General features: G+C 61.2%; 6 protein-coding genes. 1 reads left to right on the top strand and 5 read right to left on the bottom strand.

What is annotated here, in order from left to right:
* Positions 1-87 precede the first annotated feature (87 nt).
* A complete protein-coding gene (locus ACFOW7_RS18155; protein ID WP_378167008.1) occupies positions 88-1,410 on the top strand; it encodes a sodium-dependent transporter in 1,323 nt (440 codons plus the stop codon).
* A gap of 171 nt (positions 1,411-1,581) precedes the next feature.
* On the opposite strand, the gene ACFOW7_RS18150 is transcribed toward ACFOW7_RS18155, so the two are convergent.
* The 5 genes from ACFOW7_RS18150 to queA form a co-directional block, all read right to left on the bottom strand.
* Positions 1,582-1,986 carry a hypothetical protein gene (locus tag ACFOW7_RS18150; RefSeq protein WP_378167006.1) on the bottom strand — a complete coding sequence of 135 codons (405 nt, stop codon included), beginning with the start codon at positions 1,984-1,986 and terminating at the stop codon, positions 1,582-1,584.
* Positions 1,987-2,036: 50 nt separating this feature from the next.
* Positions 2,037-2,723, bottom strand: a complete 687-nt coding sequence (locus ACFOW7_RS18145) for a hypothetical protein (protein WP_378167004.1) — start codon at positions 2,721-2,723, stop codon at positions 2,037-2,039.
* Positions 2,711-23,704 (bottom strand): hypothetical protein, encoded by a 20,994-nt coding sequence (locus ACFOW7_RS18140; RefSeq protein WP_378167002.1) that lies wholly within the window; start codon positions 23,702-23,704, stop codon positions 2,711-2,713. The genes ACFOW7_RS18145 and ACFOW7_RS18140 overlap by 13 nt, the downstream gene beginning before the upstream one ends.
* A 392-nt stretch (positions 23,705-24,096) precedes the next feature.
* Positions 24,097-24,909, bottom strand: a complete 813-nt coding sequence (locus ACFOW7_RS18135) for a metallophosphoesterase (protein WP_378167000.1) — start codon at positions 24,907-24,909, stop codon at positions 24,097-24,099.
* Between the two features lie 66 nt (positions 24,910-24,975).
* The gene (queA, locus tag ACFOW7_RS18130; RefSeq protein ID WP_378166998.1) at positions 24,976-25,998 is read right to left on the bottom strand and encodes a tRNA preQ1(34) S-adenosylmethionine ribosyltransferase-isomerase QueA; all 1,023 of its coding nucleotides are present in this window, start codon (positions 25,996-25,998) and stop codon (positions 24,976-24,978) included.
* Positions 25,999-26,159 lie beyond the last annotated feature (161 nt).

Here is a 26,159-nt window from a genome sequence, read left to right as displayed (position 1 = left end):
CCATCGGGGATGAACACCATAGGCTGGGGAGCGAAAAATCGCTAACCATGTAAGGTTCTCGAAAACAAATTTATAGAAGGGATCGGCATGACGGCAGCACGCGCCCAATGGGGCTCGCGGCTTGGTTTTATTCTCGCGGCAGCAGGATCGGCAATTGGACTTGGCGCCATCTGGAAATTTCCCTATATCGCCGGCAACAACGGTGGCGGGGCTTTTCTGCTTTTATATATTTTCTTTTCCTTGACCATCGGTCTGACGGTGATGCTGGCCGAACTGGCCCTGGGCCGCGCCGCCAAGCTCGGCCCGGTCGGCGCCTTCCGCAAACTGGTCGGCTCGAAGTGGGCGCTGTTTGGCTATATGGGCGTGTTGACCGGTTTTCTGATCATGACGTTCTACAGCGTGGTCGGCGGCTGGACGCTCGGTTATCTGGTCAAAGCGGTATCGGGTGAGCTGACCGGATTATCGCGCGAAGGGCTCAATCAGGTATTCGGGAGCTTTATTTCCGACCCCTGGAAACCGGTCTGGTATCACGGCCTGTTCCTGCTGCTCAATATGGCGGTAGTGCTGGGCGGGGTGAAAAGCGGGATCGAGGCAATCTGTAAATACCTGATGCCGGGCCTATTCATCCTGATGATCGGCCTGATCATCCGGGCGCTGATGTTGCCTGGCGCCATGGATGGGGTGGCGTTCTTCCTGTTGCCCGACTTCAGCAAGGTGACGATAAGCACCGTGGTCGAAGCGCTCGGTTTTGCCTTCTTCTCGCTGTCGCTGGGGATGGGGGCGATGATCACCTATGGCTCCTATCTCGACGACCAGGCCAAGCTGGTGAGTTCGGCGCTGTGGGTGATCGGTCTGCAAGTGGCCTGTGCCCTGCTGGCTGGCCTGATGGTCCTGCCGGTGGTATTCGCCTTCGGCTTCGACCCGGCAGCCGGCCCCGGCCTCAGCTTTATCACACTGCCGGCAATCTTCGATCATCTGCCGGCCGGCCAATGGCTCGGCGCCTTGTTCTTTGCCCTGCTGCTGGTGGCGGCGCTGACTTCGTCGATCAGTCTGATCGAGGTAGTGGCTTCCTACTTTATCGACGAGCACGGTATGGAGCGGCGCAAGATCACGCTGGCGGTGTGTCTGGTGATGTTCGTCGCCGGCATCGCGCCGTCGCTGTCGTTCGGCCTGTGGCAGGACGTAAAGCCGTTCGGCCGCACCATTTTCGACCTGCTCGATTATCTGACCTCCAACGTGATGCTGCCGCTGGGCGGTATCGCCGTCAGCATCTGCCTGGGCTGGATCGCCTGGCCCATCCTGGCCCGCCAGCTGCCACATGAATCGCCCTGGTTCATGACGGCAATCCGCCTGGGCTGCCGCTGGTTCGCCCCGCTGGCCATCGGCGGCGTGCTGCTCAAGGGGATCTAAGCAGTCGGCTGGAGCGATGAGAAGAGGAGGGATGCGTTTTTCTCATTGATTTCAGCTTCAATGCCGCTTCTCAGCTTACAGAAAAGGAAAATAGCCATGCAATTTTTGCATGGCTATTTTTTTGAGGTAGGGGCGGCGGCTGTCTATTTTGAAGCGGAAGACCCGGGCCGCTCAGTGATTCCAGGCATCGGACTCGATCTCCCAGGAATCCGGATCAATAAAATCCCAATCACTCGCAGATTCTTTGAACTTCTCAGCATTCAGTTTCCAAAGCTCGCTCATGCCCCCGCAGTTTTCGAACTCCAGATACTCCCACAATTCATCGACAATCGATGTGGCAGATTGACGACGAAAGCCCAGCGCCCTGAAAAACTCAGGATAATTGATTGCCATGTCAGCAAGAAAGACCTGTTTAGCCCTGGCAGTAACCTCAGTCGCCAATACTCTATCACTGTACTCGGCGGTAAAGGCGTAATCCTCGACAAAACCATCGACCCCCTCAATATGCTTAAATTTCCGCACCAAATTCTTTAGATGATTAGTCGGCCTAAAAACATGTATCTTGTATTTTTGCATGGCTTACCCTTTGAACCGAGCTTTTAACACGACCAGAGTGGGCTTGCCAATTATTCAGAAGCAGGTAATGCCCTGCCTTTCTCATCCACTCCAAGCAGATCACCACAACCATCGCGCAGATTTTCTAGGCGATAATGTACCACTTGGCAGAAGTCGGTGTAATCATCATAAATGGGCTTAACACCTAACTCTTGTTCTACCTCTTCCAAGCAATCACTCAGAAATTCAGCATATAACTTATGGAATTGGTTTACCTTTTTCCCATCAAGGGAAAATGGCAACCACTCCTCTCCATGAGCCCTAATCTTGATGACTCGGATTCCCACATAGCAGAATTCCAGAACAATTTCTGCCGGCAGAACATCCGTTCCAAGAGGTTTAAAAAGACCTCTCACCTCAATCGAACCAGGTATAACGTACCCTGAAGTCTCTTGGTTAGATATGAGGATATCCATTATCCTTGCTTTAATCTCAGCCGGAAAGAGTCCACTCAGCTCAACGCAGACTCTCTCCTTATCAAACCCCTTACTGTCTTCACCAAAAACCTTTATCCATCGGCGAGAGAATATCAGTTCCGACGAAAAGACTCTTCTTCCCTCCCGAAAAATGGACAAACAATTCCACAAGCAAATCAGAAACCCCTCAAGCACCTGAGCTGGATTGCCTTCTGACAGAGAAGGAATCGACTCATCGACTTCGAACCACCAACTATTAATTTCCGGCTTTAGAACTGCCATGTCTTACTCCCCCCTTCAGAGAAATTAATCTTCACTTGCATCCCCGGATAATTATCTGCAAAAGCCTTTCTCAAGGTTTTCTCACGTGAAGAATAAGCAAAATCACGTAGCGTGCCATTCTGGACGTTAATTTCGACAATTTTTTGCTTAGCTGGGGCATCGACAAGCTGGCGAGCCGCACTTTGTGCGTTGCTCAGGATATTCGTATTATCCTTCACCGTTTTTAACTGGTAGGCAATATTGATCGAATTATCCTTCGACAAAGCACCTACATCAATATCATATTCAGGCTCGTTCTTGGCTGACTTTCTTTCAAAGAACAAGTTACGCTCTCCTTTCTCCCTTAAACTTTGAGCAGTATCCATCGCTTGGAGAACAGAATCATGCATACTCTCCCTTTTTATTTGAAGGAGCAGATCTTTATAGCCCGCAACCCCATTAAATATTCTGGCATTGACATATTCGACCAATTCGCCCCCACGAGATGCCTTCCTCATCACATCATAGATTCTCTGAGCATCTTTGGGGTCAATCTTGTTCTCCTGCTGTATTTGCTTAACCAAGCTAGCAGGGAAATTTCTCAGTGGTTTGCCGACACTTGGGTTAAAGACCATCTCCGAATCGACATTCCATGAATGGTCTATTTTTTCTCCGTAATATTTTTTGGGACTAGCCTTCGCCACAAGAGAAGTAGGCATCTTCAGATATGCCAATCCTTCATCAGGTAGCGTGATCGACGTATCGATCATTTCACGAGGAATACCATCAGGATTATAGAATCCTGCTACATTCCCTGCGGCATATACCCGAGTTATCGACAGATCCATTTGCAAAGCTTGGTGACCCTTGACTTTATAAAAGGACTTCGACTCCCTGAGCGTTCTTATTGCCGTATCGGCTCTCTCGCGAGTAATACTTTGGTCAAATGAGAGCTTATCTGCTGCCAGCATCGCATCTTGGGGTGATAAGACCCGCTGTCGGGATTGTGCCGCGCCGGCAGGTTCAACCACTCCATCTTCGCGAGTAACTAGACGATGTCTGACTCGCCCATTGGCTTGTCCATCCTCCCAGCGATCTTCATATCCACTCCCTTCATAGTCAGGCGCCAACTTGATAGAGTCATCAGCCCACTGGTCAAGTTGATCAGAGAACACAGGGAAATAAGAACGATTGATATAAGCTTCCTCCGCTCCAGTCTGTTGTTCTTTTGCAAACAAGCTCCGCCAGCCTTTGGAAGGATCGCGGCTGGACTGATTTCGGGCACGCAGAGCCGTATCCAGCGCATCGGGGGCAAAACGGATGGTATCGACGATGGTATTGCCCAGGGCGTCCCCAAAGGCATTGGTCGCGATCTGCCCCATATCCAGCTTGCCTTTGCCATGCATGGCAATCTGTGCGACCCGATTGACCGTACCGCTGGTCAAGTTGTTGAGGAGTCTAACGCCGAAGCTATTGCCTCCCACGCTCAGCGCGGCAGAGATCGGTGCAGCCACCCCGGCCGCTGCCACATTGCGCCAACTGAAGCTACCCAGGCCGGCAGACGACATCACACTCTGGTGAATCGCCGAACTGGCCATGGCCGTCAACGAAGTCGCGGCGACATTGCTATAAGAACCGAAACTGCTGACCAGCTTGGAGCCTTTGATCGCATCGCCCAAGCCCGAGCCGCCGAGCGCCGAACCGACCCCGGCACTCAGTGCAGCCTGGCCTACGGCCTTCCAGCTGAACTCTTCCTGAGCACCGATGGCAATACCCACGGTCTGGCTGGCAATACTGCCCACGGCCGCGCCGATGGTGCTGGCTGCCATCGCGCCCGCCAATCCCGTCATCCCCATCACGCTGGCCCCTGCCGCCAGCGAACCGACCATTGCCTGCGCACCAGCCGCCATGATCGCCTGGAAGCCTGCCCCCAAGCCCGCCGCCGCCGCACCGGCGGTGAAGATCGTCGCCACCACCATCACCACGATCATGATGATCTGGCCAACGCCACCACAGCCTTCCGGCTTGGCCGGAGGCGGCGGGGCCGGCAGGTCTGGCATCGTGCTGCCCAGCACCTTGGTCGGGTTATACGGCCGGAAGGTGTCGGACTTGTTCGCAGCGCTAATGACTGCCGGCAGCTTCAACGTCTGACCGGCACGCAAAGGCTCGTCCGGACCCGAGGCACGGTTGCTCGACAGATTCAGCGCCTGGTTTTCGTGGGCGATCAGATACCACAGGTTGGCATCGCCCCACATATTGCGGGCGATCTGCTTGAGGGTGTCGCCTTCGTTGGTCGTATAGCTGGTGTAGCTGGTCTGCGGCAGTGAGTTGGCGCTGAGGTCGACGAAGTTGAAGTCGAAATCCGACTCTTCGAGATTCATCCCCGACGAGCCGACCACGCTGCTGCCCGCATAGACATAGCCCCGACCACCATGGTCGGTCTGTGCATGCCAGACCGACCCTTCGATTCGACCGGGCGACGACTTGTCCAGCTTGACATCGTTCGAGCGCCACAGCACCCGACCATTGCTGTCGGTAAAGAAGCGACGAACCTGGCTCGGCTCATAGCCCGGCGCATAGGTGTCGTTGCCGCGCTTGCCGTTCTCCTGCATTGCCTGCCAGATCGCCTTCACCTGGCCGTAGTCGTCGAGCACGCTATAGCTCTTGGCCCGGCGCGACTGGCTGCCCGTCACTTCGCGCAGCTGCGAGGTTTCCTTCCAGGTTTCAAAGGCGGTGTACTGGTACTCGTAGGACTCCCGCCATGTCTTGTCTTTCTCCAGCCAGTTGAAACTGTTGCGAGCGAGTTTTTCCCCGTCGTACTGGTAGACCATCTCCGAGATGGCCTGAGCGTCGAGCACCTTCTTTTTCTGGTCGTAGTTATAGGTCTGCTGCAACAGCAGACGACCCTCTATGTCATAGCTATTTTGGCGAACCTGAGTCAGCACGGCAGAAGCCTTTTCCGCCGGCTTGTTCTTATCGTAGCTTTCAGTCCAGATCGCCTCCTTCGACGCCCGGCCCAGCCAATCATAAGAACGCATCACCGACATCACGCCCTTGGCATTCTCACCGATGCCGTCATCCTGATTCTTGGTCGAATCGGCCTGATAGATCCGGGCCACCCGGCCAAAGCTGTCGTAGACAAAGGACTGGGTAAAGTCTTCCTGCGGCTGCTGGAACAACTGACGCTTCGTCTCCACCGTGGCACGCAGCTGGGTATTCCCTACATAGCTGATCCGGCTACCCCCACCCATCACCGGCTTGCCGTCGCCATCGGCGGCACTACGGACGACGTTGCGGTTGTCTCCTGTCCCGATCCGATGGAAGAAATTCAAGTCTTCCTGGTGTTTGAGCCGAACGCTGGTGTCTTGCATGCGCTGCACCAGTTCGTGGTCATTGGCGATGGTGATCTGTCCACCCTGGAGCACGCCCCGGCTGACCGTCATCCGGTCGAGTGCATCGTAGTCGTACCAGTTGATATACCCTTCCCAGCCATCGCCCTTCTGCACTGCCCCCAGCACCGCCCGACGGTTGCCGTTGGCGTCGTAGGTGTAATAGAGCGACAGATTGGTGCTCGGGCCCTGACCTTGTGTCTTGGCCGACTGCAAGCGCCCCAGCTCGTCATAGGTATTGGTCTGCTGCCACGACTCCCTGCCGCGCCCGGCGGCCGACAGATCGCGCTCCACCGTCTCGCCAAGCAGATTGCCCAGCTTGTCGTAGACCTTGCGGTGGGTGGTGATCCCTTCGTAGCGGCCGTCCTGGCGACTGGCTTCTTCGCTCAGGGGCTTCTTATCGGCGTCGAGAATGCGTGAATGATCGGTATCGACCTGGGTTTGCAGGCGACCGGCACCGTCGTACTCGAAGGTCCGGACATGCAGCACATTGCGTGACGACACCGTGCTTTCGGTGGCCTTCGGCGGATCGACCGGTTTCGGATCGGTTTCCCGGCGCGGCGAGATACGTTGGCCCTGACCATTCTCCAGCATGCCGTCGGCAGCCATGGTCCAGACATTGCCCTGGTCGTCGCGCCAGGTGCCATTAGCTTGGCGCTCGATCATGCCGCCGCCTTCCATCGGCACCAGGCTCGGCAGACCGGCCTCCATCATCGGCCCCGCAGCGCCACCCAGACGGGCCGGGTCATTGGCATACGCCATCCCTTCCCGGCTATAGGTCTGCTGCTTCAGCTCGCCCGCCTCGTTGTAGTCGTAGCGGTAGAGCCCACCGCCCAGATCGATATGGCTGGACAGACGATTGGTGGCGATATCGTAGGTCCAGGTCGGCATACGGCTCTCGCCCACCCGCTCCAGTTCGCCCCTGACATTGCGTGTGATCCACGAGGTATGCGAGGCCGTCTTATTGCCGCGGATGTCGTATTGGTCTTCCCGTCGCAGACTCTTGCTGACCGTGCCGTTTTCGGTTCTTTCGCCCGACTCCGAGCCAGTGACGCGACCCATGCTGTCGTATTCGGTCACCTGGACGAAACGACGCACGTCATTGGTGATCCATTGCTTCCCCAACTCGGGCCGATTGGCCGTGGAACGTTCCTCAGCCACCTTGCGGCCCAGCCAATCGTAGGTGTAACGGGTGATTTCCTGGCGCTCTTGCACCTTCATCCACCCATCGATCAGTTCTTCCAACTGCTCGCGACCTTCACGTCGCACTTCGACCACCCGGTCCAGTCCGTCGTAGGCGTAGGCAAAATGGGCTTGCCTGAGTGCCCTGACACCCGCGTTGGTTGCATCGTTCTCACGCCCATCCTGGTACTGGTATTGCACCCGGCCCCACTGGTCGTAGACGGTCTGACTCAAGCGATTGACTGCGGTATCGGCGCCGATCCACTCGCGCAGCTGGCGGCCGAACTTGTCATACGCGTACTGGCGGGTGTTCTTGTTGGCGTCCGTCTTCGATTCCAGATCGCCAAAGCGGTTATAGCAGTACTGCCGATTGATCAGGGTATTGAGCATCACCTTGCCCGCAGCCGTGACGACGGTGGTCTGTGGCAGATTTTCCTGCAATACACGATTGCCGAAGTCGTATTCCCACGAATAGACGTGGTCCAGCGCATCGGTCAGCTTGAGCCGGTTGCCCCAGCGGTCGTACTCCACCTTGGTGGACACTTCCTGCTGGCCCTCGCTCAGCGGCATGAACTGCTTCACCACCCGACCAAGCTTGTCGTGCAGCACGTATTGACGGCGGTAGTTGGGGTCGAAGGCTCGCGGGATCGTCCCCTGGCCCAGCAATTCGGCCAGCGTGGCATGCTCGCTCAGCTTGAGGGTCGAACTTGTCACCTGGGCGGTTTCCCAACCCATCACGTTGTAGGCATGGCGCGAGGCCACGCCATTTTCCTCGCGATAGACCACCCGGCCGGCTGCGTCGTAGCCATAACGGGCCGTGACGGTTTCGGGGGTGGAGTTGTCCTTGTCGCGAAAACTGCTGAGCGTGCGCTGCTCGATCTCGCCAAACGCGTTGTAGCGGACCGAAGTCTTCACTTCGATGGCAGCCGAGGTCTGGTCCTTGCCCATACGCTCGCGGGTCGACAGCTGATTGCCGTTTTTGTCGTAGCTGAACAGCTTGACGGCGTTATTGGCCGACTGGCTCAGCTCGATGCCTCCACTGGTGGCAAAGAAGTGCTTCTGATTGGCCTGCCATTCGAGCAGGGTCCGGCCGAACACGTCATAGCGCCACTCGCTCTGGGCCAGTTGCCGGCTTTCGCGCTCGCGTTCGTTCTTCTGGGTCAGCTCATTGACTTTGAGCGACAGGGTGCGCCCGGCCATATCAAAGCGGCGGATTTCCTGCTGCTGGGCAATATCGACCCGCCACATCCGCTTCTCGTCGGTCTGCAAGGACCAGGAGCCGCGGATCGCTTCGGGGGACAAGCCAGCGCTGGCGATGCCCTTGATCGCCAGCGTGCGTACCGCATTGCCCAGCACATCGAAGGTGGTTTTGCTGAAGCGGTAGCCATCTTGTCCGGAGGCCTCGGCCACCCCAACCTTGCGGCCCATCGCATCGAAGAATTCATACGAGCGGTTGCCGCGTACATCCTCGACCATGACGCGGTTGCCCGCAGCGTCATAGCTGTAGGTGGTGGTGTTGAACTGGGTCGAGGTGATGCCCTGGAGGACCTTGACCTTGTCCGACTCGGTCTGCACATTGCCGCGTGCATCGTAGCTGTAGCGCTTAACCCGGGTGTCCAGGTCGGCATCCACATAGCGGCGGATATCCTCTTCCGTGCGATACAGATTGTCCACCGCCAGCTCGCGTACCGTCTGGAACGAGGTACGCTCGTCAAGATAGGGCGGCAGCGGCCGGGCGTACTGTCGCTCTTCCGTCACCTGGCCGAAGCGGTCGTAGATCCATTCGGTCAGATAGCGCTCGGCATCGAGCTGGCCGATCTTGCGGCCCATCGAGTCGTAATAGAAATAGGTGGTGGGCACCGCTTCACCGGCCGGGCGGCCGGCATAGTCGACCCATTGCTTCACTATCCGCCCGAAGCTGTCGTAAGCCTGATGGGTTTCCTTGCCGGCCTTGACCAGTCGGGTGCTACCCGAGGCACCCAGCACCTCGAAGTGCTCGGCCATCGGCTCGATGGTCTTGATCAGCCGGCCATGGCTGTCGTATTCGTAGGAAATCTCCCGGCTATTCAAGCGGTTGGCCGGATTGCGGAAATGCGTCTCCAGCGTGTCGAGTGCTATCCCTTTTTTCTCGGCTGCCGTGCTGGGCGAGAATCTGTTGGCATAGCGGATCAGTTGGGTCCGATTGCCAAAGGTGTCATAGACGTGCTCGCTGACATAGCCCTCGGCGTCCACTTCAAAGCGCAAGCGGGTACCTTGGTAAGCCTTGTAGCTCCAGTTACCGGCCACATCGCGATAGGCCACCGCATTGCCCAGCGCATCGTGATAGGTCTGGCTACCCACCACCAGCGTGGTGCGACCCTCGCCCTGCGACACGCCATGGGTGAAGCCATAGTCATTGGCACTCAGGCTGATCCACGACGCCGTCGTCAGATTGGCCTCAAAGGCACTGTTGATCTGCTGCAAGGTGGCGTAGCGGTCCAGCGTGCCCTTGAGTGCGTTGTTGCTCAGGTCATAGACCCGGATCTGGCCGTCGGCACTGCGCACCACTTTTCGATTGTGACCGGCCCAGTTGTAGGCGGCACCGACCCGGTCGCCACTCCACAGCCCATCAAAGCTGGCCTGCAGCGCAGCACGCGGGTTTTGCGTCGCAGCGGTCTTCTCCTGCAACGATTTCACTTCTCTGGTCTGGTAGGGGGCCGTTGCCAGCTCGGCTGCCAGTTGCGGCGCCTTTTTTGCCAGTTCGTGCATCGGCGTATCGCGCTCGAAGGTCAGGGTCTCCTGACTACCGTCGCGCTGATAGACCAGCTTGCCGCCGTCGGCATGCCACAGCAGGCCGCTCTGAAGGCGCAGGGCTTCACCCGGCACCGGTGCATGCCAATAGGCGTCGAGCACCAGTCGCGCCAGATCGTCCGCAGGTGCCAGGGTCTGGGACAGCTCCAGGCGTGCCTTATAGAGGTTCTGCCATAGCGGACGGACGGCCAGTTCCAAGGCTGCCAGCTTGGCCGCCCCGGCGATCACCTCGGCCGGCGTGACGACCCAATCCTGAGGCAGCCCGCTTGCACCGGGCTTGCCCGGCCGTTTGACCTCGACCGTACGGGCCGGCTCACCTTCGGTGATAAAGACCGACTTGTCAGGACCGATACGCTCGAAGCTGCCGATTCCCGCGAGGTCGAGCCGCTCGCCCGGGACCGGGCCATTCCAGTACTGATTCCAGTTCTTCAGCATCGCCTCGCGCTGGCCGTCGCTACCGGCGCGCACCTTGTACCAGCCTTCGAAGCCGAACTGCTCCTTCCACGACCTGGCCAGCGCCGGGCTGTCGGCTGCCGCCTGCGCCATTTCCCAGCGCATCTCGTCAAGCGAGGCGCCGAGGCGATGCTTGAGCTTGATGGTACGGCCGCTTGAGTCGGTAAAGGTCACTTCGTTGCCAAGGCCCCGGGTGAAGGTACCGCCCGAATGGCCATAGGTCTCACCGACCAGGGAGCGGCTGAGATACTGCTGCAAGGCCGTCGCTACCGTGGTCCGTTGTTCGGCGCTGTTGCCGTTCAGCTGCACCGTCGGCTTGACCACCAGCCCGAGGTCGCGCTGCAGCGCCTGCGCCAGGGTCGAATGCTGCAGGGCCAGATCAGCCAGACTGCTGTGCTGGTTGAACACCACCTGGCGGCCATCGGGACCGCTATAGACGGCGCTCCACCGCTCACCCGTACGGTGGCGAGTGACCACCCCGTCGAACAGCTTGACGCTCTCGCCCTCGACCGGACCTTGCCAATACTGGGTCAGCAAAGGATCGGTCCGTTTCGGATCGACCGCACTGCGGGTCTCGGCCGAGAAGCCCGATACCGACTGCCACCAGCGCGCGAAATCACGGTTGCGGCTGGCCAGATCGATCAGGTACAGGTCCAGATCGCTGTATTCATGGGCCTGACCGTCGGCACGCGGTGGCTGCTTGGGCAATTGCCGGCGCAGTTGGGTCGGCTTGCCGTCAAGATCGATGAATTCGGCCAGATCGGCGCTCAGATAGCGGATCGACATGGCGCGACCGCTGACCGGATCGGTGATGGGCAGCGTTTCGCCCTCGACCGGGTGGGTCCAGTAGTCGTTGAACTGCTTCTGCACCTCGTCGAGCTTGCCGCGCACGATGGACGACTGGAAAGCCGCCTTGAGGAAGGCAGCAAAGCGCGGGCTCGCAAGCGCCAGCACATGGAAGCCCTCGCCGCGTTTCACCTCGACCTTGTCGCCGCTGCCGTTGGGCTCGAAACGCACTCCGCCGTCGGCCAGACGGACCAGCGAGCCGAACCATTCTCCCTGCCATTCGAGCTTGAGTTTCTCGCCGGCCAGCGGGGCGGCGAAATAGGCGCGCCATAACGCCGTCAGCCGTGCCTTGTCCTCCTGGCTGCCGTAGCTGATGGTCTGTGCCAGATAACCGTACTGTTCGAGCAGCTGCCGGCGCAGCACCCCCGAGGTGTCTTTGGCCGCCAGTTGCGACAGGTCTTCCTGCCGCGTCACCCGCCACTCGCGCCCGCCCAGGCGGAACTGGGCCGAGCCGTCGTGGTTGCTGGTCAATACGCCGCCGAACGCTGCGACCGATTCCTCGCCGACCGGGCTGTTCCAGTAGCGCTGCCACAGCACATTGAGCTGGGCGATCTGCTGTTCGCTGACACCGACCCAATCGCGCCGCCAGACGGTCTGATAGCCATAGTTGCGTGCCAGTGCCGCCTTGAGCGTCTCGCTCTCGCGCGACCATTTGGCAAAGTCCGGCTTGCGGCCGACCTGGACCGTTTCGCCCCGGGCGCCACGGTATTCGGCCGTGCCATCGCCTGTCCGCACCAGGGTACCGTCGAGCACCTTGAAGCTCTCGCCGGCCACCTGGCCTTTCCAGTAGTCATCCCAGAATTTCTGCAAGGTGGCGACTGTACGGGGTGTCTGGCCAGGCAGGCCCAGATAGCCGTATTGCGCCTGCGCCGCCTCGGCAAAGGCCGGATTGCCGCGTGCCAGCAGGCTCCAGTCAGTATTGCGCTGCAAGGTCAGCTCGCCGTGGGCATTGCGGTACAGCATGCTGCCGTCGGCTTGCCGGATCAGCGTACCGCCCAGCCAGCTCTGGCTTTCGCCGGCGCGGCGGCCGCTCCAGTAGCCGTCCCAGAAGGTCTTCAGTGCCGCCTGATCGCCCGGCTTGATCGCACCGACGCCACTGCCTGCCACAAAACCGTACTGGCTCTGTAGCGCCTGGGCCAATTCACGGTTGGCGCGCGCCAGCGTGCTCAGATCGGCATCACGCGTGACGCGCAGGCTGCCGCTGGCGCTCTTGAAGAGTGCGCTGCCGTCGGCATTGCGGGTCAGGGTGCCGCCCCAGTGGCTCAGGCTGTCACCTTCGAAACGGCCGCCCAGATAGTTGTCGAGCAGGGTCTTGAGCGCAGCTTCATTGCCTCGCGCCACCACCCCACGGCTCTTGACCACCTCGATGCCGAAGGACTGCCGCCAGGCCTGGGCCAGCCCCGGATTCTCCGCCGCCAGCTTAAGCAGATCGCTGTCGCGCCGAACCTCGATCGAAGCCGAACCGTTCTGGAAGCGCACCGTGCCATCGTTCTGACGCGACAGCGTGCCGCCGTAGATCGCCAGCGTCTCGCCCGGGATGCGGCCATTCCAGTAGTTGTCGAGCGCGCTGCGCAACTCGGCCTCACGACCGCGTTCGATCACCTGCAGCACCATATCGGCCTTGAAGCCGAAGCGCTCGGCCCAGGCGCGGGCCAGCGTGCCCGATTGCACCGCCAAGCCCGCCTTTTGGTGCGACGCCCACATATCGATCGAACCGGCCGGATGGGTATAGCGGCTGCTGCCGTCGGCCTGACGGGTCAGGGTGCCGCCCCACATCGCAATGGTTTCGCCGGTCATCGGTCCACTGAAATAGCGGTCGAGCATGCTGCGCAGGCTTGCCCCGCCACCGTTGTCCTGCGTGCGCTGCTCCACTTCGATCCGATAGCCGAAGTGGGCTGCCCACTGCGCAAAGATCTGCGGATTGGCCAGATAGAGCGTCTTGAAGTCGCCATTGCGCGGGATATGCACCTGGCCGTGCGAGGTCTTGAACAGGGCGCTGCCATCGGCCTGCCGGGTCAGCGTGCCGCCGAACACCTCGACCCCTTCGCCGGCCACCGTGCTGACCCAATAATGGTTCCAGTCACGCAGGAAGGCCGCCTCATCGAGTCGTGACAGCGTCTCGGTGCGCTGGCGGGTAAATGCCGCCCTGATCGAGCTATTGTTCAGCAGGGTATTGATGCTGGCATTGCGGTGGACGGTCATGCTGGTGCCATCGCTGCCACGGTAGACGGCAGTGTCGGTGCCGGTACGGGTCACCTGGCCGCCACCCCAGCTACCCGACCAGCCAACCTGTCCCTGTGCCCAGAAGATATCCCAGTCAGCTTGCAGCGCCTGATGGTTGACCTCGTTCACCGTGATCTGCTCGGTACGCAGATACTGCCGGGAAATCTCGGGGGCCATGGCGCTCAGCGCCGGTAGCGTCATGCCACGAGTCAGGGTGTAGCGATTGCCGTTAAAGACGAACTCGGCCGTCGCGTAGTCGATCCGGGTAACGGTGCCCCCCCACATCGGCTCGGTCTTTTTCAGGACCGGGGTGTGGAAGTAGTTATTCCAGTTCTGGATCAGCTCGGCTTCGCGTCCCACCACCACCTTGGGCTGCCCGACCGCACCGACCAGCTTGAAGCCCTGGCTTTCGAAATAGGCGTTGAGCGAAGGATGGGCGCGGGCGATCTCGGCCAGCGACATACCGGCCGACAGCTCGACCGAGCCGCCGCCGGGCGCTTGATAGAGCGAACGGCCATTGCCGAGTCGAACCAGCTTGCCGCCGGCCCAGTCAAGGCTTTCCCCGGCAAAGCGACCGGCGAAATAGGCGTTCCATTCGGCATCCATCCGCGTCTGATCACCAGCCACCAGCACGGTGGCCCGGCTCTCCAGCCGGAAGCCATACAGACGCGAGAACACCACCGCAAGTCCGGTATGGGCGCGCGCCACTTCCTCGATGCTCATATTGCGGCGCAGGACGGCCGTGCCGCCGAACACATGACTGCGGTACAGCACCGTCCCGTCGGCCTGCCGGGTCAGCGTGCCTTCGCTCCACTCAGTGGTTTCGCCCGTCTGGGCGCGGTCGAAATAGGACTGCCACTGCAAGGTCAGCGCCTGCAGATCGCCCGCTTTCAGCGTCGGGCGCTCGCCCAGCAGGAAGCCATGGCCGGCGAACACCTCGGCGATTTCAGGGTGAAGCAGCGCCGCCTGGTCCAGACTCACATTGCGTGGCAGCGTGACCGTGACGCCGTTGCTGCCTTGGTAGTTGACGCTGCCATCCTGGTTACGCACCAGCCGGCCCTTGCCGAAGCTGCGGCTCTCGCCTTGCTGCGTCTGGTCGAAATAACTGCGCCAGTCGGCCAGCATGGCCGACTCGCTGCCCATCACCAAACCGAAGGCTTCGAGCGCCTGGGCGATCTCGGGATGGAGCCGCGCCATCGCCTCATAGGACATTGCTGCACGCAGCGTGACACCGGTGCCGTCGCTGGCCAGATACTGCGCCGAGCCGTCAGCCTGGCGCACCAGATAACCCTTGCCCCAGGCGAGCTTTTCGCCCGGCGTGATCTGCTCCAGACGGGCCAGCCAGTCATTGCGCAGTTGATCGATGCTGCCGGCGCCGGGTTGCGGCCCGGAAGTGCCGTCGGTACGGAAACCGTACTTAAGGAACTCGGCCTTCAGATCGGGGTGGCTGGCAGCCAGTTCAGCCAGCGTCATACCCTTGGAGATAGAAACTTTTACGCCATTGGCGCTGATGAATTCGGCTTTACCCTGGTCCCCACGCGCCAGTACGCCACCGGCCCAGGAAAGCCTTTCGCCGGGAATGGATTCACTAAAAAAAACCTGCCAATGCTTGTGCAGCTCGTCGAGCTGCCCGCTTTCGGTGGCCCGTTCGCCCAGCCGGAAGCCCAGTTCGGCAAAGGCTTCGGTAAAGTCCGCATGACGCTCGGCCAGAGCCTGCAGGCTCATGGAACGGTCGAAGCTGAATACGTCCTTGCCATCGCGCACATAGGTGACTCGGCCGTCGGCCTCGCGACGCAGCACGCCCTTGGCCCATTTCCAGGTGGCACCGACCTGTGGCCGGTCGAACAGTGCCTGCCAGGCATCGCGGGCCCGGGTATCGCCCGCGGCCGGCACCAGGGTCTCCAGCTTGACGCCTTCGACCTTGGCCAGCTCAGTTGCAATGGCCGGGTGGAGCTTGGCTGCGTCGGCGGGTTCCATATCGCGCGACAGCCTGATCTCGATCGGCTGCCCGGTCTGCGGATGTTTGCCCACATACTTGGCGCTGTCCGGACCGGTCCGTTCGAGCCGACCGCCGGCCCAGTCCAGCGACTCGCCGATCACCAGGCCGCTGAAATAACCCTGCCACAGCGTGGCCATGGTGCCTACATTGCCGTCGGGCGCCACGATGGTGGCGCCGTCGAACACCACCCCCATCTTGCTGAAGAAATCCTTGAGCTCGGGCGAGCGGGTCGCCACCTCGTCGATGCGCATCCCCTGGTACAGCAAGACTTCCTTGCTCGGGTCGCTGTTGGGGAGATAGACGGCGTAACCGATCTCCTTGCCCGTGGCATCCTTGCGTGCCGGCAGTCGGCGCAGGATGCCGTTGAGGAACGGCACCTCGGTGCCGGGCAGGGTCCGGCTCCACAATTCCTGCCAGACCAGGGCGGCCTCGCCGCGTTTCATGTCCAGCGTGGCCGAGCCGATTTCGACGCCTTGCTGCCGGAAGAATTGATGCAGCGCCGGGTGCAGATTGACCAGCACACCGATGCTGTCGCCTTGGCTGATCCGTACCGTTTTGAGCGGGCTACCCGGTTTGCTGGGGTCAGGTGCGCTATAGCTGGCCAGACCCGGCCCTTCACGCCGCAGCGTACCGCCGGCCCAGGCCAGAGTTTCACCGATCAGTCCCCGTTCCCAGAAATCACGGCGGAACGGCTCAAAGCTCAGGCTATTGCCCGGGGTAACCTCGACCGTGACCTGGCCAAAGCTCAGCCCCGGCACCAGCTCGCTCATCCACTGCCGCACATCGGGGCCAAGGCTGGCCAGTGTTTCGAGCGACATATCGCGCCGCAGCGTATAGACCCGACCATCGGCCATTTCCAGCGCAGCCAGATCAGGACCATAACGGCGCAGGGTGCGCTGATTGCCAAGCGCGGCCGTCTCGCCATAGAGCGGGCCATTCCAATAGGCCTGCCACAAGGCATCTAGCTGCTGTTGGCGCGGGTCTTTGTCGTTGCGCGCCAGTTCGAACTCGTATTTGAACAGCCGGAACAGGTCGAGCAGCTCAGGCCGCTTGCGGCCCAGTTCGCTGATCTGCTCGTTGATCGAGCCTTTGCTCGGGTCGAGCATTTCCTGCTTGAGGATGACTTCGGTCTTGTACTTGTCGACATAGATCGAGCTGCCATCGGCCTGACGCACCAGCCGGCCTTCGCCGAGCTTCAGCCATTCGTCCTTGACGCTATGGGTCCAGTAACGGGTCCATTCCTTGACCAGCTTGTCCTGGTCGTCTTGGCTGGCGAATACCAGGGTTTCCTTGAAGTCGTACCCGAGCTTACGCAGTGCATCGAGGATATTGGGATGGCTGAGCGCCACCTCGGCCAGCGACATGGTCGGGGTCAGCACCACCTGCCTGCCTTCGGGCAGCTTCTGACCCGAAGGCAGATAGTGTGCCGTACCGTCGGCCTGACGGATCAGTTGGCCGCCCGCCCAGTCGAGGGTCTGGCCAGCCTGGGAGCGGCTCCAGAACTCGGCCCATTTGCGTTTGAGTGTCGTGACGCCCGGGCCTTCGATAGACGAGGTGGTCTCGTAACCCAGCGTGGGCTTCAGCAATTCACCGAGCCATTGCTCTTTCCTGGCCACTTCCTGCAAGGCGGCAAACAGTTCATCGGTCGACATGCCACGCCGGAATACCACCTTGCTGCCCTGGGCCTCGCTGCCGTACTGGGCTTCGTGCTCACTCAGATAGGTCAGCTCAAACCCCAAGTCTGCCTTGGCTGGGTCCTTGCTCAACAATCTGCCGATCGGCCACGTGTAGGTTTCGCCCTTGGCGATGCCGTTCCAGAAGCTGTCCCATTGACTACGGAATGCTGGTTCTGTCCCGCTGCCATTGCCGCTGGCCTGTTCCAACACACTCTGGCGGCCGGCCGCGTCGTAGCGGAAGCGGGTGATGCGGGGATTGCGCCACTGGGTGGTGGAATCATGGCCCAGGCGATAACCCCCCTCCCAGCGCTCGATCAGATTGCCATTGGGGTCGTACACCATCTTGGTGACGACGCGCAGGTTCTGCGGGTCGCTGCTGGTCTGGTCGGTCAGGCTGTCGGTAGGCGGGCTGATCTCCTCGATCAGCCGGCCAGCCTTGTCGTACTCGTAGTGGGTGATGCCGCCGAGCTTATTGGTGTAGCTGTCCTTCTGACTCAGGGAGTTGTAGCTGTAGCGCTCGGTATAGCCCGCCGCATCGGTCTGGACGTCGAGTCGTCCGGCACGGTCGTAGTGGTAGTGGGTGGTACGGTCTTTGGGCGAAGTGGTCTTGTCCTGCCACAGCAGGGGCAGCTCGGCCATGCCCTTCTGGTAATGGGCATCCTTGACAAAACGGGTCGCCAGCGCCGGAGGCAACGGCAGTTGCGCAAGCAGCCAGCGCTTGAGCGCCGGATGACTCACGGCCAGCTGGAACAGATTGCCGGTCTGCTCGCGGCTGAATTCCACCGTCACGCCGTCAGCGGTAAAGCTGGCCTGCGCCAGCCCGAGCCGCTGCCACACGCCACCCATGGCGTTGATCGGTTGATAGCGGCCGCCCTGCTGCGGCTCGGCCGCCCAGAAGGCGCTGATCGCCTGGCGCAGCCCGGCCAGGGCCGGACCGTGACCGGCCTGGACCAGCCCTTCCAGCGCAGCCGCCTCGCTGATCGGTACCCGATTCAGCGAATACTGGCGGGCCAGCCAGTCGGCCAGTCCCGGTGCGGCCTCGATGATGGCGTTGAAATCCATCTCGCTGCCAAGCAGCCGACGTTGTCCCTGCGGATCGATCGCCACCAGCACGTCATTGTCGGTGCGTTGCAGCTTCCAGCCGCTATCGCCAAAGGCCACGGCCGGCGCTTGCCGTCCTTCACGTTCGGTAACGCTGAGCACCCGGCCGGCCGCGTCATAGTCGGTGAACACCACCCGGCCGTCCTGATTGATTTCATGGGTACGCCGGCCTACCGCGTCGTAGCGATAGCGAGTCTCCAGCGGCTGGGCAGCCGGATCGGTCAGCGACACCGTCAGCGTCTGCACCACCCGGCCGGCCGCATCGTAGCGGCTGCGTGTCTCGCGCTGCGGCTGCAAGCCGTTGCTGCCGCGCACCAGTTCGATCTGGCTGACCGGCCGGTTGAGCATATCGTAGACATAGTCGCTCACCCGATCCTTGACCGAGGCGAGCCTGGCCGGCAGATCGTCGGTCGGTGGCCACGGCGTCAAGGCATCGCCGGCAGTGGCGTAGTGGATCTGGCGCAGCAGATTGCCACGATCGTCGTAGATCGATTGCGTCAGCGCGCCATAGCCATCCATCTGCCAGGTCAGGCGGCCATCGCGGTCATAGGCCAGCCGGGTACGCAATACACTGCCGGTCAGCCCACGTCTGATCGCCTCGGCAGTCGGTACCTGCTCGCTCAGCAGGGCCTTGGTGGGATCAAAGCGCAGCTCAGGCCGGGCATCCTGATAACGGCGCTTCTCGATGACCCGACCGGCTTCGTCGAACAGGCTCTCCTCGACCGAGCCCATTCCATCGACCGTTACCCCGACCCGGCCCAGCGCATCGCGGTAATAGGTGGTGACATGGCCATTGGGATCGCGGCTCGCCGCCACTTTGCCCAGGCTGTCGAAGAAATACAGCGTCTCCAGTGCCAGCCCGGTCGGATCGACCACTTCGCGATAACGGCGGCCGGCATCGTCATAGAAATAGGCGACCCGGCTCAGCACATGCTGTGCTTCGTTGCGGCGCTCGACTTCCACCTGCTGGCCGCGCGTGTCGTAGCGGTAGACGGTTTCCAGATGGACCGGCTGCTGGTCGGTAATGGTCGGTTTGACCTGCGGGAAATACTTGGCCAGCTCGGCATGGCTCGGGTCGACCACCACTCGGGTGGTCTGGCCGTCGCGGCTGTAGCGGGTCAGGGTATGCAGGCCGTCGGGGCTGATTTCCAGCGTCTTGCGGCCCTGGCCGTCGAAATGGAAGGTGGTCTTGAGTGCCTGGCTGCCGTTGTGGACGATACGCTGGAACTGTCGGTTGGCCGCATCGTATAGGTATTCGGTCTTGAGGCCGGCTTCATCGACGCTGACCTTGAGGTTGCCGGCCGCGTCGTACTGATTCTCCGCCGTCAGGCCATCGGCCCGGGTCAGCCCGATCACACGGCCGGCACCGTCGTAGCGGTATTCGGTCCGGTTGCCCAGCGCATCGACGCTGACCACGGTATCGCCAAAGGCATTGCGCGTTACCGAGGTCACCACGCCTTCGGCCGAGACCACGCTGCTGGTGCCGGTGCTCAGGTCGTAGCGGTATTGGGTGGTCAGCGGACCGCTGGCCAGATGATGGGTCTGGGTCAACACGCGGTCGAAGGCATCGAACGACGTGGTCTGACGCGACGACAGACCTTCGATGCCACCCGTGCGGACTTCGATCACCCGTCCCAAATGGTCGTAGGTCTGCTCCACTTCCTGCAGCAGACGCGGCTGGTTGTTCACGCTGGTCTTGGCACCGCTTCCCTGGCGCACCACGCGCCCGAAGGCGTCGTAACGGGCTTCGCTATAGATACCGCCACTGAGCTTTTCCAGCACCGCACCGCGATGATCGCGCTTGAACACCTGCTCGCTCAGCACCTCCTGACCCTGCGGGCCGACGCGCTCGAAACGCTGCTCCAGTTCGCCGAAGGCGTTATAGACATAGCGCTGGCGGCGGAACTCGGTCTCGCTCTGCCAGATGGTTTCGCTCTCCAGCAGACCGCGCCGGTCATAGCGCCGCTCGACCAGCGAAGGCAGCGGGTCCTGCTTCAGCAGCCCCTCGATGGCCGAACGCACCGATGCCGCTGCACCACCATTGCCCGGGTCGGCCAGACGGGCGCCGTAATGAAGGGTAGCCTCCATCTCGCCGGTGCTGCTGTAGCGCTGCTCGCTGACTTCGCCGAGCGCATTGATGGTGTATTGAAGCCGCCCGGCCTCGTCGTGATAGAACACCGTGCGCTGGCCCAGCGCATCGGTCATGGCGGTACGGCGGCCCGCGCCGTCATAGCTGTAGCGGACGGCATAACGCTGCCACAGGGCATCGATATCGGCCTTGCTGGTGCTGGGCTTGCTGAGCGCCAGCCGCAATAGCCGGGCGCCCTCGCCGTTCAATTCGCGCACAACCCGGCCTTGGCTGTCGTAGTCGTTGTAGCCATAGCGGCGCTGTTCCAGGGTGGTGCGCGGGTCGCCCTGCCACACTTCCTTGACCCGGCCGGCTTCGTCGTAGCTGTAGTGCTTGGCGAAATAGGCCGTCTCGACCCCGTCCAGATCCAGCACCATCGTCTCCGACCACAGGCGGTTCTGCCGGTCGTATTGGAAGCGGACCAGCTGATCCTCGATCTTGTCCTCGCGCTTATGCTCGCCGCGCCATTTGCTCAGCGCTTCGGCCGACACGTCGAACGGCAGCGTCTTGCCGCGCTGTCCCCAGCTTCGGGCCAGGGTCTTGTTGCCGTTGCGGTCGTATTCGTATTCGGTGATATAGCCTTCGGCATCACGTTCCAGCACCAGCTCGCCGCTGGCGTTGTAGCGGCGCTGGCTGATCTGGTCGTCGGCCGATGTCAGCGGCCGCCAGCTGGCCAGCGCCTGGGCACCCGCCTGGGCCAGCCGGGCCGCGTCGACCTGCTTGGCGTAGCGCGTGGTCTCAAGCAATTGGCCGACGCCGTCGTAGTGGTATTCGGTCAGATAGCGCTCGCCGTCGAGTTCGGCGATCAGCTTGCCGTCGCGGTCGTAAATACGGTGGCTGTACCGGTCCTGTTCGCTGGCGGGCGGCGGCTTGACCTTGTCCTGCGGCATATCGGGCGAGAGCAGATCGAAGGCCGTGGACTGGACCTGGGCATAGCGCACCGTGCCAAGCAGCCGGCTGGCGGCATCGTAGCGGTAGACCGTCATATAGCCGTCGGCATCGATCTGCTTGGCCAGCCGGCCAGCCTTATCGTACAGCCGATATTCGAAGCGGTCGGCAAGGTTGGCAGCCGGACGAATGCTGCGCACATCGACCACCAGCTCGGCCGCCTGTGGCGCACGCATAAAGCGGCTCAATACCTCGGCCGACACCCGCTCGACATAGCGGCGGGTCATGGCCAGTTGGCCGGAGCGGTTATAGCTGTATTCGGTCAGGGCACCCGAACCGTCGAGCTCGCCGACCTTGCGGCCCAGCGCATCGTACAGATAGGCCGTGCCCACGCCAGCGGCATCGACGGCATAGCGCAGCCGACCCAGGGCGTCGTAGTGGAAACGGCTGGCGGGCGCGCCCGCTGCCTGCTGGGCGCTGATCAGATTGCCCAAGGCATCGAAGCGCTTGATGGTGGTACGACCGCCGGGCGCCTGGACAGTCAGTACGGTCTCCACGCCCGAGCTGCCGCTCTTGTCGATCGAATAGAGGTAATAAGTCGGCAGGCCCTCGCTGTCGATACTGGCGATCAACCGGCCCAGCCCATCGTAGACCATCCGGCTCTGCGCCTTGCCGGCGGCGTTTTCGCGGGCATCGATGCTGCTGATCAGCCGACCTTGATGGTCGTAGACAAAGCTGGTGACGGCAGCACTGTCTGCCACGCCCACCAGCCCCCTGTTGCCGTCGCGCCGGGTCTGGTCGTAGGTGGTGCTCTGCTTGAGTTGGCCCAGCAGATCGTACTGATGGTCGATCCGCTGCCCGCGTTCCTGCTTGCTGGCCCAGGCTTTCAGCGTGTCGAGATTGATCTCGCTGCCATCGAAGGACGCGCCGCTATAGCTCAGCTCGGTCTCGCGCTGTCCCTGGCTGTTATAGCGGTACTCGACCACCCGGCCTTCGGCACTGACGCTAAAGCGCAGCCGGTGGCCGTCATAGACAAAGTGACTGCGCAGTGCATTGCTGCCGTTGTCGCCGGCATAGCGGGTCTCGTTCAGCAGCCGGCCCCGGTCGTAGCTGCGCTCGACCCGGGCACCCGAGCCGTCCTTTTCCTGGATCAGATGACCGCTAGCGTCGTACTGGTAATCGACCTGGTTGCCGCTGGCGTCGATCACCGCACTGACCCGGCCGTTGCTGTCGTATTGATATTGGGTCAGCACCGGCCCGCCCATACCGCCCAACATCTCGACCGAATCAAGCCGGCCCTTGCCGTAGCGCAGGACCGAATCGGACAGCACGACCTTGCCTGCCAGCTCGCGCACCCGGGTGCTGCGGCCGTCCTGGGCATAGTCGAACACGGTGCGGCGACCGCTGACCCGGTCCTCGACCGCCGCCACCACCACGGTGGCGTCGTCGGCCGAACGTGCAGCATAGGAAAACACCAGATCGGTGCCGTCCTGCTCCGTCACCGTCTTGAGCCGACCCTCGGCATCGTAGCTGTACCCGATTTCATAGCGCTTGCTGCGGTCGTCGTTGTCGCTGGCGTTTTCCGGCGTCAGATCGACCGATACCTTGATCAGCCGATTCTTCTCGTCATAGCCGTATCGGGTGGTCTCGTAGTCCTTGCCATGGCGCGACAGGCTGATCGATTGCAAGCACTTGCTGCCATCGGTGGTCTTGTAGGCAAAGCGGATCGCCTCGCCATTGGCGCTCTTGACCTGACTCAGCAGGCCATCGGCGTAGTCGTAGTGGACGACATTGCCGTCCAGATCATGCAGTTCGCGAATACGCCAGCCATTCTCACCATTGGCTTCGTAAATTTCACGCAGTTGGGTGGCGCCATCGGTCCAGATCAGGTGACCTGTACCCGCCTCCAGCGTCAGCACATCGTCGCCGCCGTCATCGATCCGCACATAAGACGGTGGTTGCGCGGAGCGCAGGCGATAGACCAGCTCGGCACCGTCGGCGGCCGTGCGGCGCAACAGGCTGCCCGACTCACCCAACTTGCTGCCTTCGAGCTTGATGGTCCGGTAAAAGCCCAGCCGCCAGCCATCGTTATTATCTCCATCGAAACGGCCCTGGCTGTTATAGGTCCGCAACAGACCAAGATCAGGCCCCCGCCCAACCAGAAATTCGTCCTGCCGCTGTAGTACCAGGTTGCCGGTCGCACCGTTGATATACAGACCGCTGCTGCTCGTTCCTGTCTTAGCCGAACCGACCACACCGCGCGAACCCAGCGTGTTCAAGGAACTTCCCAGCAATCCCAGACCTTCACCCGTTACGACAGCAACCATGTGGATTCCACTTTCTGCGCGAAAAATTGTATGTCTCATCAGGGCGCTACTTCGCCCTGGGGTCGTCCCGACATGGGACGCCTCCCCTTACCGAGGAATAGGTCTGCACTGGTCGTACGATTGTTTAGGAAAAACCAGACAATTTTTTCGAGCAAAAAACCTAATGAGCCGGTCTTTCCTTACAGAACAAGGACTAACCGAGCAGTTGTCTGGTTGCGGGGACAAAGGAAAGAGGGGGAAACAGGACAACGCAGTGAGACAGCCGCGGAAGTGGCGGAGAAAGCTATGCGCAGATCGTATAGCACTCGATAGCTATACCAGATACAGATTGGATTTCAAATAAAAAAGCCATGCGTTTTAAGCATGGCTTCTTGCTTGGCTGCCGCTTGCAATCAACGGGTATAGAACACCGGATTGCCGCCATTGTGTTCTGCCACGGTCAGTCGCATCGCCACGCCGCTGTCTTCGCGGCCGACGTCGACATTGCCTTCGTAGCCCGCACCCGTATCGATATGGCAGTGCGATTCGTACACCACCGGATGCGGCACGGGATTATGGCCGCAGTAGGTCAGCGACAAGCCGGCCCGCCAGGTCGGGCCCTGCCGCTGCAAAGCGGCCTGGCCGGCCTGTTCGGCCAGGGTGCGGCTCCAGATCAGGCGCTCGACGGCATAGGCGTCGGCTTCGACCAGTTTGGCGTCGATCTCGGCATCGGTATAGAGCGACAGCCCCACCGGCGAGCGCAACAGGGCGGCGTGGACGATGTTGTAGCGCTGCGGCGTACCCGGCCCGACCGCGAGCACATGGGGGAGTTGCTTGAGCACCCGGGCGTAGGTCTGCAATTCCGGGTCTTGCTTGAGCAGCATGCCAAGCGCCCAACCACCGCCGTTGGCAACCGACAGCGCAACGGCCTCGTCGTCGCCGCTTTCCACGGCATTGATCAGCATCTGCTCGTGATTGCCCAGTACGGCATAGAACCACGACTGCTTGAGCAACTTGAGACAGCCCAGCGAATCGGGGCCGCGGTCGATCAGGTCGCCGGTCGAAAACAGGCGGTCGCCCTTGGTGGGATTGAAACCTGCCGCCAGCAACAACACTTCAAGATCGCGCCGGCAACCATGGAGGTCGCCGACGATAAAGTCGCGGCCGCGCTCGTTGTGCGGCACGAACGCGACCCGGGGGAGAGAGGAAGACGATGACAAAGACATGAAAGAATTATCTACCCCTCTACAGTGATTGCAAGTCCCACGCTATACCCGCCGGCGCCTGATGAGTCAGGCGCCAGGACGCTCCAACAGCATCGCGTCGCCATAGCTGAAGAAGCGGTATTGGTGCGCAATGGCATGTTGATAGGCCGCCATGATGCGCTCGTAGCCGGCAAAAGCGGATACCAGCATCAATAACGTCGATTTCGGCAGATGGAAGTTGGTGATCAGGGCATCGACCGCACGGAAGGTGAAACCGGGCGTAATGAAAATATCGGTGTCCCCGCTTGGCTCGGCAAAGTCACCATGCCGGCAAGCCGACTCCAGTGCCCGCATCGAGGTCGTCCCGACCGCCACTACCCGACCGCCAGCGGCGCGGGTGGCGCGGATCGCTTCGATGGTTTCGGGCGGAATCAGATAGCGTTCGCGATGCATTCGATGCTCGCTTAAGGCTTCGACCCGTACCGGCTGGAAAGTGCCGGCCCCGACATGGAGCGTCAACCGGGCAGTATTCACGCCCTGCGCGGCCAACTGGGCCAACAGCCCTTCGGTGAAATGCAGCCCGGCAGTCGGCGCCGCCACCGCCCCGGCCTCACGGGCATAGACGGTCTGGTAGCGGCGGGCGTCCTCACCGTCGGGCCGATGGGTGATATAAGGCGGCAGGGGCAATTCGCCGGCGGCGTCGAGCACGTCCAGCACCGGATCGGCAAAGCGCAACAGGAAAAATTCCCCTTCGCGCCCCAGCACTTCGGCCTGCCAGCGCCCACCAAAGCATAGCTGCCCCCCTGGTTTGGGCGATTTACTGGTCCGCAGCATCGCCAGCGCCTCATGCTGCGACAGCACCCGCTCGATCAGCGCTTCGACCTGGCCGCCGCTGGCCTTGCTGCCAAACAGCCGCGCCTTGAGCACCAGGGTATCGTTGAGAACCAGCAGATCGCCCTGACGCAGCAATTGCGGCAGATCGACAAAGTGCCGGTCGAGCGGTTCGCCCTCGGCAGGAAGATGGAGCAGTCGGCTGCCACCACGCTCAGCGGGGGGAAACTGGGCGATCAGGTGTTCAGGCAGGTGATAGTCGAAGTCGGACAGACGCATGGCAAGGCACAAGGGGAAAATGGCGCCGATTATATCGACTTCCCCGGCTGCGGCGACGAACGGCGGAGTGGCTGATCGCACCGCAGGGCTTAGTTCTTCCTTGCCGAGGCACCAGCGCTTTCAAACGGCCGTTTGACCGAATTTGCGTTGAATTCTAGACA

The sequence above is a fragment of the Chitinimonas lacunae genome (genome assembly GCF_042650885.1).
GTDB lineage: Bacteria > Pseudomonadota > Gammaproteobacteria > Burkholderiales > Chitinimonadaceae > Chitinimonas_A > Chitinimonas_A lacunae.
The sequence above is the reverse complement of the archived record's forward strand: the minus strand, read 5'-3'. Positions and strand labels throughout refer to the sequence as shown.

Excerpts from the sequence above, each read along its gene's own strand:
- ACFOW7_RS18135 (WP_378167000.1), bottom strand. The coding sequence starts at position 24,909 with ATGTCTTTGTCATCGTCTTCCTCTCTCCCCCGGGTCGCGTTCGTGCCG.
- ACFOW7_RS18155 (WP_378167008.1), top strand. The coding sequence starts at position 88 with ATGACGGCAGCACGCGCCCAATGGGGCTCGCGGCTTGGTTTTATTCTC.
- queA (WP_378166998.1), bottom strand. The coding sequence starts at position 25,998 with ATGCGTCTGTCCGACTTCGACTATCACCTGCCTGAACACCTGATCGCC.
- ACFOW7_RS18150 (WP_378167006.1), bottom strand. The coding sequence starts at position 1,986 with ATGCAAAAATACAAGATACATGTTTTTAGGCCGACTAATCATCTAAAG.
- ACFOW7_RS18145 (WP_378167004.1), bottom strand. The coding sequence starts at position 2,723 with ATGGCAGTTCTAAAGCCGGAAATTAATAGTTGGTGGTTCGAAGTCGAT.
- ACFOW7_RS18140 (WP_378167002.1), bottom strand. The coding sequence starts at position 23,704 with ATGGTTGCTGTCGTAACGGGTGAAGGTCTGGGATTGCTGGGAAGTTCC.